General features: G+C 37.8%; 14 protein-coding genes and 3 CRISPR repeat arrays (1 of these 17 cut by a window edge). All 14 genes read left to right on the top strand.

Annotated features, from left to right (window positions below; genetic code table 11):
• Nucleotides 1–64: 64 nt before the first annotated feature.
• Nucleotides 65–661 (top strand): transposase, encoded by a 597-nt coding sequence (locus CYTFE_RS27645; RefSeq protein WP_044262989.1) that lies wholly within the window; start codon nucleotides 65–67, stop codon nucleotides 659–661.
• 33 nt (nucleotides 662–694) lie between these two features.
• On the top strand, nucleotides 695–1,207 hold the full coding sequence (gene cas4 / locus CYTFE_RS0121785; RefSeq protein ID WP_027473553.1) for a CRISPR-associated protein Cas4: 513 nt from the start codon (nucleotides 695–697) through the stop codon (nucleotides 1,205–1,207).
• 11 nt (nucleotides 1,208–1,218) lie between these two features.
• Complete coding sequence (cas1b, locus tag CYTFE_RS0121790; protein WP_027473554.1) at nucleotides 1,219–2,223, top strand: type I-B CRISPR-associated endonuclease Cas1b; 1,005 nt, start codon at nucleotides 1,219–1,221, stop codon at nucleotides 2,221–2,223.
• A complete protein-coding gene (cas2, locus tag CYTFE_RS0121795; protein WP_027473555.1) occupies nucleotides 2,223–2,489 on the top strand; it encodes a CRISPR-associated endonuclease Cas2 in 267 nt (88 codons plus the stop codon). The genes cas1b and cas2 overlap by 1 nt, the downstream gene beginning before the upstream one ends.
• Before the next feature lie 223 nt (nucleotides 2,490–2,712).
• Nucleotides 2,713–6,732: a CRISPR direct-repeat array (repeat unit 30 nt; unit sequence CCCTTAATCGTACCATACTGGAATTGAAAC).
• 115 nt (nucleotides 6,733–6,847) lie between these two features.
• The gene (tnpA, locus tag CYTFE_RS0121800; RefSeq protein WP_044262992.1) at nucleotides 6,848–7,198 is read left to right on the top strand and encodes an IS66 family insertion sequence element accessory protein TnpA; all 351 of its coding nucleotides are present in this window, start codon (nucleotides 6,848–6,850) and stop codon (nucleotides 7,196–7,198) included.
• A gap of 5 nt (nucleotides 7,199–7,203) precedes the next feature.
• The gene (tnpB, locus tag CYTFE_RS0121805; protein WP_027473557.1) at nucleotides 7,204–7,539 is read left to right on the top strand and encodes an IS66 family insertion sequence element accessory protein TnpB; all 336 of its coding nucleotides are present in this window, start codon (nucleotides 7,204–7,206) and stop codon (nucleotides 7,537–7,539) included.
• Nucleotides 7,540–7,633: 94 nt separating this feature from the next.
• Nucleotides 7,634–7,816 (top strand): hypothetical protein, encoded by a 183-nt coding sequence (locus tag CYTFE_RS29105; RefSeq protein WP_027473558.1) that lies wholly within the window; start codon nucleotides 7,634–7,636, stop codon nucleotides 7,814–7,816.
• A 56-nt stretch (nucleotides 7,817–7,872) separates the two neighbouring features.
• Nucleotides 7,873–8,169 carry an IS66 family transposase gene (locus tag CYTFE_RS32070; protein WP_407689950.1) on the top strand — a complete coding sequence of 99 codons (297 nt, stop codon included), beginning with the start codon at nucleotides 7,873–7,875 and terminating at the stop codon, nucleotides 8,167–8,169.
• Nucleotides 8,156–8,824, top strand: a complete 669-nt coding sequence (locus tag CYTFE_RS29110; RefSeq protein WP_154665716.1) for an IS66 family transposase — start codon at nucleotides 8,156–8,158, stop codon at nucleotides 8,822–8,824. Before CYTFE_RS32070 ends, CYTFE_RS29110 begins: the two co-directional genes overlap by 14 nt.
• Nucleotides 8,825–8,846: 22 nt before the next feature.
• The gene (locus CYTFE_RS31590) at nucleotides 8,847–9,314 is read left to right on the top strand and encodes an IS66 family transposase (protein ID WP_407689931.1); all 468 of its coding nucleotides are present in this window, start codon (nucleotides 8,847–8,849) and stop codon (nucleotides 9,312–9,314) included.
• Nucleotides 9,315–9,421: 107 nt separating this feature from the next.
• A CRISPR array of direct repeats spans nucleotides 9,422–10,517; the repeat unit is 30 nt; unit sequence CCCTTAATCGTACCATACTGGAATTGAAAC.
• Between the two features lie 81 nt (nucleotides 10,518–10,598).
• Complete coding sequence (gene tnpA / locus CYTFE_RS31310) at nucleotides 10,599–10,802, top strand: IS66 family insertion sequence element accessory protein TnpA (RefSeq protein ID WP_244880344.1); 204 nt, start codon at nucleotides 10,599–10,601, stop codon at nucleotides 10,800–10,802.
• Between the two features lie 152 nt (nucleotides 10,803–10,954).
• The gene (gene tnpB / locus CYTFE_RS0121830) at nucleotides 10,955–11,290 is read left to right on the top strand and encodes an IS66 family insertion sequence element accessory protein TnpB (RefSeq protein ID WP_027470460.1); all 336 of its coding nucleotides are present in this window, start codon (nucleotides 10,955–10,957) and stop codon (nucleotides 11,288–11,290) included.
• A 94-nt stretch (nucleotides 11,291–11,384) separates the two neighbouring features.
• Nucleotides 11,385–12,863 (top strand): IS66 family transposase, encoded by a 1,479-nt coding sequence (tnpC, locus tag CYTFE_RS27660; RefSeq protein WP_052343362.1) that lies wholly within the window; start codon nucleotides 11,385–11,387, stop codon nucleotides 12,861–12,863.
• A 22-nt stretch (nucleotides 12,864–12,885) separates the two neighbouring features.
• Entirely contained in the window at nucleotides 12,886–13,077 is a 192-nt protein-coding gene (locus CYTFE_RS31315) for a transposase domain-containing protein (protein WP_052343363.1), read from the top strand.
• 128 nt (nucleotides 13,078–13,205) lie between these two features.
• Nucleotides 13,206–13,312: a CRISPR direct-repeat array (repeat unit 31 nt; unit sequence ACCCTTAATCGTACCATACTGGAATTGAAAC) (it continues 190 nt past the right edge of the window).

Genomic DNA, 13,312 nt, shown 5'->3' on the forward strand with positions numbered 1-13,312 from the left:
CATTTCGGCTGGGATAATGAAGTGTAAGGTTTTTAAAACCTTGAAGGTCTAAAAAACGAAAAAAATGGCGAATCCAAAATTACCTCTGGAGCCAGATCAGTTTTATCATATTTATAATCGTGGAATAAATGGTTGTGCCATATTTAAAGAAACAACTAATTATGAGCATTTTCTAAGATTGTATGATAAATATATTTCACCAGTGGCCAAAACGTTTGCCTGGGTATTGATGGGAAATCATTTCCATTTGTTGGTATACATTACAAAACCTGTGGGCATAGAAGATCTTCGTCCTTTGGATGTTAAAAAACGTATTAATCAACAATTCTCCAATCTTTTTAATGCTTATACAAAAGCATTCAATAAAAGATATAAACGTACAGGGAGTCTTTTTGAGCATAGTTTTCGACGAAAAAGAATTGATACTAAAGACTATTTAAGGCAAGTGGTATTGTATATACATAATAATCCCGTGCATCACAATTTTTGTGAGCATCCCATAGAGTATCCTTGGTCATCCTACTTGAGTTGCGTCTCGGCGCAGTCAACAAAGCTAAATCGAGATGCAGTAATAGGTTGGTTTGATCATCAAGCAAATTTTAAATTAATGCACAATAAAAAGCTTAATTTCGAAAATTTCGAAAAGTGGCTGGATTTGTAACGTCTCACCAAAACACGTCTAATTCTATAAATTATGGACATCACTGGAACTCATTTTAATTATTACATGGTTTGTCATCGGAAATTGTGGCTGTTTGCAAATAATATTCAAATGGAACATTCGTCGGATCTTGTTTTTGAAGGCAAATTGATTCATGAAACCAGTTATCAACAACGAAGCGCTACATACGAAGAAGTTGCGATAGATGGTATTAAGGTGGATTATTTTGATACGAAAAATAAGGTAATACATGAGATTAAAAAGTCTAGTAAACTATTGGATTCTCATGCCTGGCAGGTGAAATACTATATCTATGTTATGGAATTAAACGGAATGGAAGGTGTAACAGGCGTACTTGAATATCCGAAAGAACGAAAGACAGAAGAGGTGTTTTTAAGCATGCCCGATAGGGAGCGAATAAAGGAATTGTTGGTGGAGATTGACAAAGTTATACATTCAGATAAATGTCCGGGGGTGATCCATAAACCCAAATGTAAAAAATGTTCCTACTATGATTTTTGTTATAGTGCTGAAAGTGAAGGATAAAATTTAAACGCATGAAAAAAACCTACTATCTATTCAACCCGGGTCGTTTATCCAGAAAGGACAATACCCTAAAATTTACACCGGTTGATGAAGAAGGCAACGAATTAAAACCGAGATATCTGCCTGTTGAACATGTTGATCAATTGTATGTCTTGGGTTCTTTAGATGCCAATTCGGCACTTTATAATTTTCTGGGGAAGAATGATATTGCTGTACATTTTTACGATTACTATGAAAATTATACTGGATCATTTGCTCCTAAATGTAAGCTTTTGTCAGGCAAAATGTTAATCGCTCAAACGCAGAGCTATTTAAAAAAATCAAAGCGTTTAGAGATTGCCCAATCTTTTATTGAAGGAGCTTCGTTTAATATGCTAAAAAATCTGAAGTATTACGATAATAGAGGCAAAGACTTAATGCCGGTCATTGATAGCATTGAACTTCTTCGAAAAAAGCTTCATTCAACCATGGATGTTAATGAGTTGATGGGGATCGAGGGGAATATTCGTAAAAACTATTATGATGCGTTCAATTTAATTATTAATGATCATGAAATGGGAATCCGAACAAAACAGCCCCCTTTAAATATTGTAAACAGTCTGCTTTCCTTTGGTAATATGATGTGCTATTCAGAATGTTTACGTGCCATTCAGAAAACGCAATTGGAGCCTACTATTAGTTTTTTACATGAACCTGGGGAACGACGGTTTAGCTTGGCCCTTGATTTGGCTGAGGTGTTTAAGCCCTTTTTAGTGGATCGGGTTATTTTTAAAGTATTAAACAAAAAAGAGATACAAGTGCATGATTTTGAGGAGAAATTAAATCGTATTGTGCTGAAGGAGAAGGGAAAGAAAAAATTTATTCAGGCATTTGAAAAACGTTTGGAAGAAACCATCAAACACAGGAGTTTGAAAAGAAATGTAAGTTACAAGCACTTAATAAAATTAGAGTGTTATAAGCTGCAAAAACACCTTTTAGGAATGGATCTGTATAAACCTTTTAAAATTTATTGGTGATGTATGTGATATTAATGTACGATATGGGTGAAAAACGAGTGGGGAAAATGTTAAAATTGTGCCGGCAATATTTAAATTGGATTCAAAACTCGGTTTTTGAAGGTGAAATAACAGAGGTGAAATTAAAAGAGCTCATTTCAAAAGCTGAGATGATCATGAATGAAGAAGAGCAGGATAGTCTAATTTTATTTAAAAGCCGAGAGCAAAAATGGCTTGAAAAAGAGGTGGTTGGATATGAAAAAAATGACCTCGATCAATTTTTATAGTTGTCGATGTGTATTTTGGGGCCTCCAGTGACTATTTTTTTGGGGGGTTCATTCTGATCATTGCGTTCTTTGACATATTGAAATAACTAATGTTTTGACAATGTTGTCGAAACCCAGTATATTTTATACTTTTGCACATCGACAACTTAAATAGCTCGTTTTAGTGCTATTTGTGAATCTTATTGTATTGAATATCAGATATTTTTTTTGAGTCGTCGGTCGACCCTTAATCGTACCATACTGGAATTGAAACTCTTCCAGAGCACCAGTGTAACGGTTGCCCATCATCCCCCCTTAATCGTACCATACTGGAATTGAAACAAGGGAAGTAGCGGAAGTTATAAGCGTAGAAGAATCCCTTAATCGTACCATACTGGAATTGAAACAATAAAAAGCTTAGTTTTTTCTTCTAATTCGTAAGTCCCCTTAATCGTACCATACTGGAATTGAAACTAGCTTGTTAAGGCTATAGCTATATCCGAAACCTCGCCCTTAATCGTACCATACTGGAATTGAAACGATATCATCGGCACTGTTGTAGCAAGGAATTTCGCCCCTTAATCGTACCATACTGGAATTGAAACTTTGCATCCGCGCCTCTGATAAAACCTTGATCAATTCCCTTAATCGTACCATACTGGAATTGAAACTGGATCCTATAGACGTTGAGGCTCTTGTAAAACAACCCTTAATCGTACCATACTGGAATTGAAACTTCGGAAAATATAGAGATAAAACTGTAGATTTTTTAATCCCTTAATCGTACCATACTGGAATTGAAACACTCTAGTCCAACCGTTATTTTTATCTATACACATGCCCTTAATCGTACCATACTGGAATTGAAACATTGGAATGTTGTCTTTAATAGTAAACACAACACGATCCCTTAATCGTACCATACTGGAATTGAAACGGTGTTAAAGAATCCTGCCCCCTATTCCTTATCCAAGCCCTTAATCGTACCATACTGGAATTGAAACGATGGCGATGATCGAATAGCGTTTGGTCAACCATACCCTTAATCGTACCATACTGGAATTGAAACTCGAAAATTTGTTTAAATAAACCATCGAAGTAGTTGTAACCCTTAATCGTACCATACTGGAATTGAAACTATCTTTTTACTATTTTTTACGTTTGTAACTGAATGCCCTTAATCGTACCATACTGGAATTGAAACTACCTAGGAGGGTAGTTTGTCACATCATCATCATATGGCCCTTAATCGTACCATACTGGAATTGAAACTGCGTTGGCAGTACTTAATTCCTTCCTCTTGTGTTTTCCCTTAATCGTACCATACTGGAATTGAAACGAAAATAAAAATGCCTTATTTGTGACGTTAACATTTACCCTTAATCGTACCATACTGGAATTGAAACTGATGTTAGAGCATCGTAATCTTATTATAGAACAAACCCCTTAATCGTACCATACTGGAATTGAAACGTAAGCGCTAAGAAATCTCGATTAACACCAGACAGTCCCTTAATCGTACCATACTGGAATTGAAACTATCTATTATCTTTAGTTAGAGAAGTTAATTTGTCAACCCTTAATCGTACCATACTGGAATTGAAACCGCTCATGAGCGTGCCGTCGGTGCGCTCATGAGCGACCCTTAATCGTACCATACTGGAATTGAAACAGCTTTAGTTTTCCCTCGGCCTGCCCCTTCTCGATCACCCTTAATCGTACCATACTGGAATTGAAACAATATTGTGTGAACATTTGATCTCTTTCCTCATCGTTCCCTTAATCGTACCATACTGGAATTGAAACATTGTTTTTTCGTTCACATATTCGCCAACCCTTATAACCCTTAATCGTACCATACTGGAATTGAAACTTTAGTCTCAAGTTCTTTACGTTCTGCATCTGATTTACCCCTTAATCGTACCATACTGGAATTGAAACAACCAATATGATGACTATTGGACATTAACAATTTAATCCCTTAATCGTACCATACTGGAATTGAAACAAGGCCAGCTTGTAGGCTTCCCTGACGAGGTTATTACCCTTAATCGTACCATACTGGAATTGAAACGGAACAACGGCTTCACACATAATTGGTACAAGTTGTCCCCTTAATCGTACCATACTGGAATTGAAACACAGGAATGTTGTCTTTAATAGTAAACACAACACGCCCTTAATCGTACCATACTGGAATTGAAACTTGAGTGTAGGTTTATGAGAACAGTAATGGGGGCAACCCTTAATCGTACCATACTGGAATTGAAACGATGGTGTTGGAATATAGCTAGTATCTTTACCATCTCCCTTAATCGTACCATACTGGAATTGAAACATGAACTACATTATCGATAGTCTTAAATTGCTCTGACCCTTAATCGTACCATACTGGAATTGAAACTTGGGCTATTGATTCGCTTTTATTCGTTCCAGTCATCCCTTAATCGTACCATACTGGAATTGAAACTTCGTGGTATCCCCGCTATACTTATCGACTACGAACACCCTTAATCGTACCATACTGGAATTGAAACACGTTCATGTCCGATCTCCATGCTTTACTTAAGTTGAAACCCTTAATCGTACCATACTGGAATTGAAACTCGACTATTACGGCCTGTCCAGCTTCGACCTGTTCCCTTAATCGTACCATACTGGAATTGAAACTCAATAGCTAAATAATACAACATCCCAGAATCATAACACCCTTAATCGTACCATACTGGAATTGAAACTACGAGGTGGCATTGATGAAGTATGTAAATAGTTTCCCTTAATCGTACCATACTGGAATTGAAACTCAGGAAGAACAAGGTAATAAGAGAGATGTAAGTGTGCCCTTAATCGTACCATACTGGAATTGAAACTAGTGAGTTATCTAAGGAAGAAAAATTCATGCATGCCCTTAATCGTACCATACTGGAATTGAAACCTATAAACGTATAAACACAGCTACCTTGCCTGTAAGCCCTTAATCGTACCATACTGGAATTGAAACTTCTTATATTGTTTTTTAATCCGCTTTCCCAATTAGCCCCTTAATCGTACCATACTGGAATTGAAACGCGCTATATCAATGTCTATTTCGAATAATTTTACAGTCCCTTAATCGTACCATACTGGAATTGAAACAATTATGTTATAGCTGGAAGGCGACACCCCCCGTCCCCTTAATCGTACCATACTGGAATTGAAACTTGCGATTGATTACGAACATGGACTACTTCTTTAACTCCCTTAATCGTACCATACTGGAATTGAAACCAAACAGCCCGTTACTCAAGGTGGGATGGTTTTAACCCTTAATCGTACCATACTGGAATTGAAACATTTATTGATTTAGATCTTAGATTTCAGGAGATCGAATCCCTTAATCGTACCATACTGGAATTGAAACGATTTAACAGCAAATATTACAGCATCGGCTACTACATCCCTTAATCGTACCATACTGGAATTGAAACAGAGTACGATGCTCTAGTGCTAGAACAAAAAGCTTTCCCTTAATCGTACCATACTGGAATTGAAACTTGCCAGCAGGATGTATTTTTATTAAGGATAGATACTCCCTTAATCGTACCATACTGGAATTGAAACTTCTTATATTGTTTTTTAATCCGCTTTCCCAATTAGCCCCTTAATCGTACCATACTGGAATTGAAACGCGCTATATCAATGTCTATTTCGAATAATTTTACAGTCCCTTAATCGTACCATACTGGAATTGAAACAATTATGTTATAGCTGGAAGGCGACACCCCCCGTCCCCTTAATCGTACCATACTGGAATTGAAACTTGCGATTGATTACGAACATGGACTACTTCTTTAACTCCCTTAATCGTACCATACTGGAATTGAAACCAAACAGCCCGTTACTCAAGGTGGGATGGTTTTAACCCTTAATCGTACCATACTGGAATTGAAACATTTATTGATTTAGATCTTAGATTTCAGGAGATCGAATCCCTTAATCGTACCATACTGGAATTGAAACGATTTAACAGCAAATATTACAGCATCGGCTACTACATCCCTTAATCGTACCATACTGGAATTGAAACAGAGTACGATGCTCTAGTGCTAGAACAAAAAGCTTTCCCTTAATCGTACCATACTGGAATTGAAACTTGCCAGCAGGATGTATTTTTATTAAGGATAGATACTCCCTTAATCGTACCATACTGGAATTGAAACAGTTATGGTCCTTATTTTAGTGTTTTTCGTAAAAACCCTTAATCGTACCATACTGGAATTGAAACTTTAATCCATTTTTTATGTCATTGTTTACAAACCTTACCCTTAATCGTACCGTAAGTCTTCGGTCTTTCACATATTGCGACCTTCATACTAGCGCTGTTTCTTTGATGGCAAAAAATGAGAATGACATTAATAACATTTAAGCGTTTGTATAAGGATTACCAGGAATCAGATTTGAACATAAAAGATTTCTGTACCAACCAAGATTTGGCTCCTTCCACTTTTTATTACTGGCGAAACAAATTGGAAGAGGCACTAGCACATGAGCCAGATAGCTTTGTTCCACTAGAATTTGACAGTAATCCGTTAGCGACGAACAATCAATCGAGTCCATCTATCATCAAGAGTAAGCCTACTTTAAATAATGATGCTCCCATTGAATTCGTATTTCCCAATGGCACCAAGATGCTACTAAGAGATAATATAAACACGCAAGTATTAAAAACAATTGTTCACTTATTTGATTAAGTCTGATGTTTCATTTACACGATAAACTTAAATACTTTCTATATCCGGCACCAGTGGATATGCGTAAAAGCTTTTACACACTCAGCGGCATTGTAAGCTCCTTGATGAAGCGTAATGTTCAGGACGGTGAAGTTTTTATATTTGTTAACCGTAGGCTGACCACCATGAAAATACTTCATCTAGAACACGGCGGGTTGGTAATTTACCATAAGAAGCTCGATAGTGGTGTTTTCAAACTTCCTGCATTTGATGAAAGCCTCACATCTCACATTATAAGTTGGCACGATTTAATGTTGATTGTACAGAATGTGAAGCCAAAAAAAGGACTTTTAAAGAGGTGACAAAAAGAAGCAATTTTTTAGGATTTTTAGATCGATAAAATTGGCTATAAGCCTTGATTTTACTATCTTTAAGCTCGTAATCAAGCAGTGATAAATGAGCGATTTTTCAAGCAATAAAGATGTGTTAATACAGGAGCTTCTCCAGGAACGTGACGAGATGTTTCAGGAGCTTTCCCGCTTGCGAAAAAATGACAATAGGGTTCTGGACACTTTGGAAGCTAAAAACAAAAAATTAGAGGCTATAGTCGCTAAAAAGAGCAGCAAATTAAAAAGCTGATCGACCAGCTTGCTTGGTTTCGCCATAAGTTTTTTGGCAATTCTAGTGAAAAGCATATTGCCGAAGATCCCGATCAACGAAAGATCGATTGGGACGGACTGGAGGTCGTTGCAGAAGAGAAAGCTATCATTGAAAACGCAGAAAAAGAGCTTATCGAATATGAGCGCCGCAAGCCTGTAAAAAACAAGCAGAGGCCAGTTCGTCAACCACTTCCTGACCACCTTAGACGAGAGGTAGAAGTTATTGAACCGGAAGGTAAACAAGATAACTGGGTGCGTATTGGCGAAGAAGTAACAGAAATACTCGAACACAAGCCCGGAGAGGGTATATGTACGTCGTATAGAACGTCCTAAATATGCAGTAAAGCAAGAATCAGTATCACCGGATATTGCTACAGATCAAAACACCGAAGAAGCATCAGCTATCCGTATTGGTTCAATGCCATTATTGCCTTTGCCACGCAGCAATGCAGGGCCTTCTTTATTGAGCGAGCTGATGATGAATAAATATTATTTCCACCAGCCCTTTAATCGCCAAATGGCCATGTTCAAAATGATTGGTATAAAATTACCTGCATCCACCATTAATGGTTGGTTTCAAGGAAGCTGTGATTTACTAAGAGCTCTTTATGCACGTTTAAAAGAAATCGTTCTAAAATCTGATTATATTCAGGTTGACGAAAGTACCATTCCTGTTATTAGCAACGAAAAGCACAAAGCACAAAAGGCTTATCTGTGGATGGTTCGATCAGTAATGAATAACTTGGTTTTCTTTCACTACGACAAAGGCTCCCGAGCACAAAAAGTGATACTTCCTTTATTAAAGGATTTTCAGGGAGCTCTTCAAACCGATGGATATCAGGCATATTCAGTCTATGAGCAAAAGAAAGGTGTTTTGCTTCTGGGTTGTTGGGCTCATGCGCGCAGGAAATTCTCCGAAAGTCTAAAAGAAGACAAAACGGGGGCTGAATACGCATTGGCACAAATTGCTAAAAATCTATCAAGTTGAGCAAATGGCCACCGATCAGAACATGAATTACAAGCAAAGAGCTGAACTACGAAAGCGCTTGGCTTATCCAATCATGCGTGCTTTTGAAAAATGGATCGAAGGCTATTACCCCAAAGCGCTACAAGGAGGAAAGATGAGTAAGGCGCTGGCTTATACATACAATCTTTTCTTACGTCTGTCTCGCTATCATCTTGATGGCCGATATCTGCCTGACAACAACGGAGCTGAAAATGCAATTAGGCCGGTAGCTGTTGGAAGAAAAGGCTATCTCTTTTGTGGCAACCATGATGCCGCAGAAAATGCAGCAATTATGTACTCACTACTGGGATGCTGCAAAGCCAGTGATGTAAATCCTCGCGAATGGCTTACGGATGTATTTTCTAAGATTGCGTTATACAACAGCAATTATGATTTAGACTTGGCTGATCTTTTGCCGCACAATTGGAAAAAGTCTAATAGTTGTCAGAATATTCCAAAAAACACCCACTAATTTCGATTAATTCCAAAAGATTCCAGTAAAACTTAGAGATTTCCAACGCTCCAATCGACATCCGGATTGGAGCATTTTTTTACTTTGCAATATGTAGCAGACCGCATATTTACATCGTACCATACTGGAATTGAAACTTATTCCGACTTCGTAAAACAGACTTTTCCAAAATCCCTTAATCGTACCATACTGGAATTGAAACTTATTCCGACTTCGTAAAACAGACTTTTCCAAAATCCCTTAATCGTACCATACTGGAATTGAAACGAACAATCTAAATCAGAAGTTGAAAGAGAGAAGGCACCCTTAATCGTACCATACTGGAATTGAAACTCGTGTAAATGTTACAACGCATTTCTTTTTTGTACCACCCTTAATCGTACCATACTGGAATTGAAACGAAGTAAAATAATCTTTCTGCCAAGCACGATTACGCATCCCTTAATCGTACCATACTGGAATTGAAACGATTAAACTCTATGTTTAACGTAATACAATTTCCGTCTCCCTTAATCGTACCATACTGGAATTGAAACTGAAAAGGAGGAGCTGTTTAAACAGCTCAAAGAAGAGGCCCTTAATCGTACCATACTGGAATTGAAACAAATTTGAAAATGTTGTTTCGTTGTCCATGATTATCCCTTAATCGTACCATACTGGAATTGAAACGAGGATTTTGCAACCTTGAAAGATGGTGTATATGAGCCCTTAATCGTACCATACTGGAATTGAAACGAATTATAATTTTGGGAAATGCCTTAATACTAAAATGTCCCTTAATCGTACCATACTGGAATTGAAACAGATTAGAAAATGCAGGATTAAACCCAGCGTTAGCCATCCCTTAATCGTACCATACTGGAATTGAAACCACCCAGACGCTGTTTTTATGGTTTCGAACGAGATTCCCTTAATCGTACCATACTGGAATTGAAACATCTTCCTGTTGTAATTAGTAAGCTAGAGTTAAGTACCCTTAATCGTACCATACTGGAATTGAAACAGGCATAGGTTTTCCGTCCCATCCTTTCTTAGCTGTAACCCTTAATCGTACCATACTGGAATTGAAACTTGTTGACGGAAAAATAAGCTTAGTTGAGGGGGCGCCCTTAATCGTACCATACTGGAATTGAAACATATGTCGTGGGGGAAAATGTTTCTGGAATTATTAGTCCCTTAATCGTACCATACTGGAATTGAAACATTGAAACAAATGTAGAGTAAGTCTTCGGTCTTTCACATATTGCGACCTTCATACTAGAGCTGTTTCTTTGATGGCAAAAAATGAGAATGACATTAACAACATTTAAGCGTTTGTATAAGGATTACCAGGAATCAGGTTTGAACATAAAAGATTTCTGTACCAACCAAGATTTGGCTCCTTCCACTTTTTACTATTGGCGAAATAAATTGGAAGAGGCATTAGCACATGAGCCAGATAGCTTTGTTCCACTAGAATTTGACAGTAATACCGTTAACGACGAATAACCAATCGAGTCCATCTATCATCAAGAGTAAGCCTACTTTAAACAATGATGCTCCCATTGAATCCGTATTTCCCAATGGCACCAAGATGCTACTAAGGGATAATATAAACACGCAAGTATTAAAACAATTGTTCACTTATTTGATTAAGTCTGATGTTTCATTTACACGATAAACTTAAATACTTTCTATATCCGGCACCAGTGGATATGCGTAAAAGCTTTTACACACTCAGCGGCATTGTAAGCTCCTTAATGAAGCGTAATGTTCAGGACGGTGAAGTTTTTATATTTGTCAACCGTAGGCTGACCACCATGAAAATACTTCATCTAGAACACGGCGGGTTGGTAATTTACCATAAGAAGCTCGACAGTGGTGTTTTCAAACTTCCTGCATTTGATGAAAGCCTCACATCTCACATTATAAGTTGGCACGATTTAATGTTGATTGTAAAGAATGTGAAGCCTAAAAAAAGGCTCTTAAAGAGGTGACAAAAAGAAGCATTTTTTTAGGATTTTTAGATTGATAAAATTGGCTATAAGCCTTGATTTTACTATCTTTAAGCTCGTAATCAAGCAGTGATAAATGAGCGATTTTTCAAGCAATAAAGATGTGTTAATACAGGAGCTTCTCCAGGAACGTGACGAGATGTTTCAGGAGCTTTCCCGCTTGCGAAAAAATGACAATAGGGTTCTGGACACTTTGGAAGCTAAAAACAAAAAATTAGAGGCTATAGTCGCTAAAAAAGAGCAGCAAATTAAAAAGCTGATCGACCAGCTCGCTTGGTTTCGCCATAAGTTTTTTGGCAATTCTAGTGAAAAGCATATTGCCGAAGATCCCGATCAACGAAAGATCGATTGGGACGGACTGGAGGTCGTTGCAGAAGAGAAAGCTATCATTGAAAACGCAGAAAAAGAGCTTATCGAATATGAGCGCCGCAAGCCTGTAAAAAACAAGCAGAGGCCAGTTCGTCAACCACTTCCTGACCACCTTAGACGAGAGGTAGAAGTTATTGAACCGGAAGGTAAACAAGATAACTGGGTGCGTATTGGCGAAGAAGTAACAGAAATACTCGAACACAAGCCCGGAGAGGTATATGTACGTCGTATAGAACGTCCTAAATATGCAGTAAAGCAAGAATCAGTATCACCGGATATTGCTACAGATCAAAACACCGAAGAAGCATCAGCTATCCGTATTGGTTCAATGCCATTATTGCCTTTGCCACGCAGCAATGCAGGGCCTTCTTTATTGAGCGAGCTGATGATGAATAAATATTATTTCCACCAGCCTTTTAATCGCCAAATGGCCATGTTCAAAATGATTGGTATAAAATTACCTGCATCCACCATTAATGGTTGGTTTCAAGGAAGCTGTGATTTACTAAGAGCTCTTTATGCACGTTTAAAAGAAATCGTTCTAAAATCTGATTATATTCAGGTTGACGAAAGTACCATTCCTGTTATTAGCAACGAAAAGCACAAAGCACAAAAGGCTTATCTGTGGATGGTTCGATCAGTAATGAATAACTTGGTTTTCTTTCACTACGACAAAGGCTCCCGAGCACAAAAAGTGATACTTCCTTTATTAAAGGATTTTCAGGGAGCTCTTCAAACCGATGGATATCAGGCATATTCAATCTATGAGCAAAAGAAAGGTGTTTTGCTTCTGGGTTGTTGGGCTCATGCGCGCAGGAAATTCTCCGAAAGTCTAAAAGAAGACAAAACGGGGGCTGAATACGCATTGGCACAAATTGCTAAAATCTATCAAGTTGAGCAAATGGCCACCGATCAGAACATGAATTACAAGCAAAGAGCTGAACTACGAAAGCGCTTGGCTTATCCAATCATGCGTGCTTTTGAAAAATGGATCGAAGGCTATTACCCCAAAGCGCTACAAGGAGGAAAGATGAGTAAGGCGCTGGCTTATACATACAATCTTTTCTTACGTCTGTCTCGCTATCATCTTGATGGCCGATATCTGCCTGACAACAACGGAGCTGAAAATGCAATTAGGCCGGTAGCTGTTGGAAGAAAAGGCTATCTGTTTTTGTGGCAACCATGATGCCGCAGAAAATGCAGCAATTATGTACTCACTACTGGGATGCTGCAAAGCCAGTGATGTAAATCCTCGCGAATGGCTTACAGATGTATTTTCTAAGATTGCGTTATACAACAGCAATTATGATTTAGACTTGGCTGATCTTTTGCCGCACAATTGGAAAAAGTCTAATAGTTGTACAGAATATTCCAAAAAAACACCCACTAATTTCGATTAATTCCAAAAGATTCCAGTAAAACTTAGAGATTTCCAACGCTCCAATCGACATCCGGATTGGAGCATTTTTTTACTTTGCAATATGTAGCAGACCGCATATTTACAATGTAGATGCGAACCTTTTCGCTAACCCTTAATCGTACCATACTGGAATTGAAACAAAACAACTACCAAATTGGCTTTAGAGAGGACTTCACCCTTAATCGTACCATACTGGAATTGAAACTAAAGATAGG

Origin of the sequence: Saccharicrinis fermentans DSM 9555 = JCM 21142, from assembly GCF_000517085.1 — a bacterium.
GTDB classification, from domain to species: Bacteria; Bacteroidota; Bacteroidia; order Bacteroidales; family Marinilabiliaceae; genus Saccharicrinis; species Saccharicrinis fermentans.

What these genes read in the sequence shown, in the direction of transcription:
- tnpC (WP_052343362.1), top strand. Translation starts at nt 11,385, where the DNA reads ATGAGCGATTTTTCAAGCAATAAAGATGTGTTAATACAGGAGCTTCTC.
- cas1b (WP_027473554.1), top strand. Translation starts at nt 1,219, where the DNA reads ATGAAAAAAACCTACTATCTATTCAACCCGGGTCGTTTATCCAGAAAG.
- tnpB (WP_027473557.1), top strand. Translation starts at nt 7,204, where the DNA reads ATGTTTCATTTACACGATAAACTTAAATACTTTCTATATCCGGCACCA.
- CYTFE_RS31315 (WP_052343363.1), top strand. Translation starts at nt 12,886, where the DNA reads ATGTACTCACTACTGGGATGCTGCAAAGCCAGTGATGTAAATCCTCGC.
- tnpA (WP_244880344.1), top strand. Translation starts at nt 10,599, where the DNA reads ATGAGAATGACATTAACAACATTTAAGCGTTTGTATAAGGATTACCAG.
- CYTFE_RS29105 (WP_027473558.1), top strand. Translation starts at nt 7,634, where the DNA reads ATGAGCGATTTTTCAAGCAATAAAGATGTGTTAATACAGGAGCTTCTC.
- tnpA (WP_044262992.1), top strand. Translation starts at nt 6,848, where the DNA reads ATGAGAATGACATTAATAACATTTAAGCGTTTGTATAAGGATTACCAG.
- cas2 (WP_027473555.1), top strand. Translation starts at nt 2,223, where the DNA reads ATGTATGTGATATTAATGTACGATATGGGTGAAAAACGAGTGGGGAAA.
- cas4 (WP_027473553.1), top strand. Translation starts at nt 695, where the DNA reads ATGGACATCACTGGAACTCATTTTAATTATTACATGGTTTGTCATCGG.
- CYTFE_RS31590 (WP_407689931.1), top strand. Translation starts at nt 8,847, where the DNA reads ATGAATTACAAGCAAAGAGCTGAACTACGAAAGCGCTTGGCTTATCCA.
- tnpB (WP_027470460.1), top strand. Translation starts at nt 10,955, where the DNA reads ATGTTTCATTTACACGATAAACTTAAATACTTTCTATATCCGGCACCA.
- CYTFE_RS27645 (WP_044262989.1), top strand. Translation starts at nt 65, where the DNA reads ATGGCGAATCCAAAATTACCTCTGGAGCCAGATCAGTTTTATCATATT.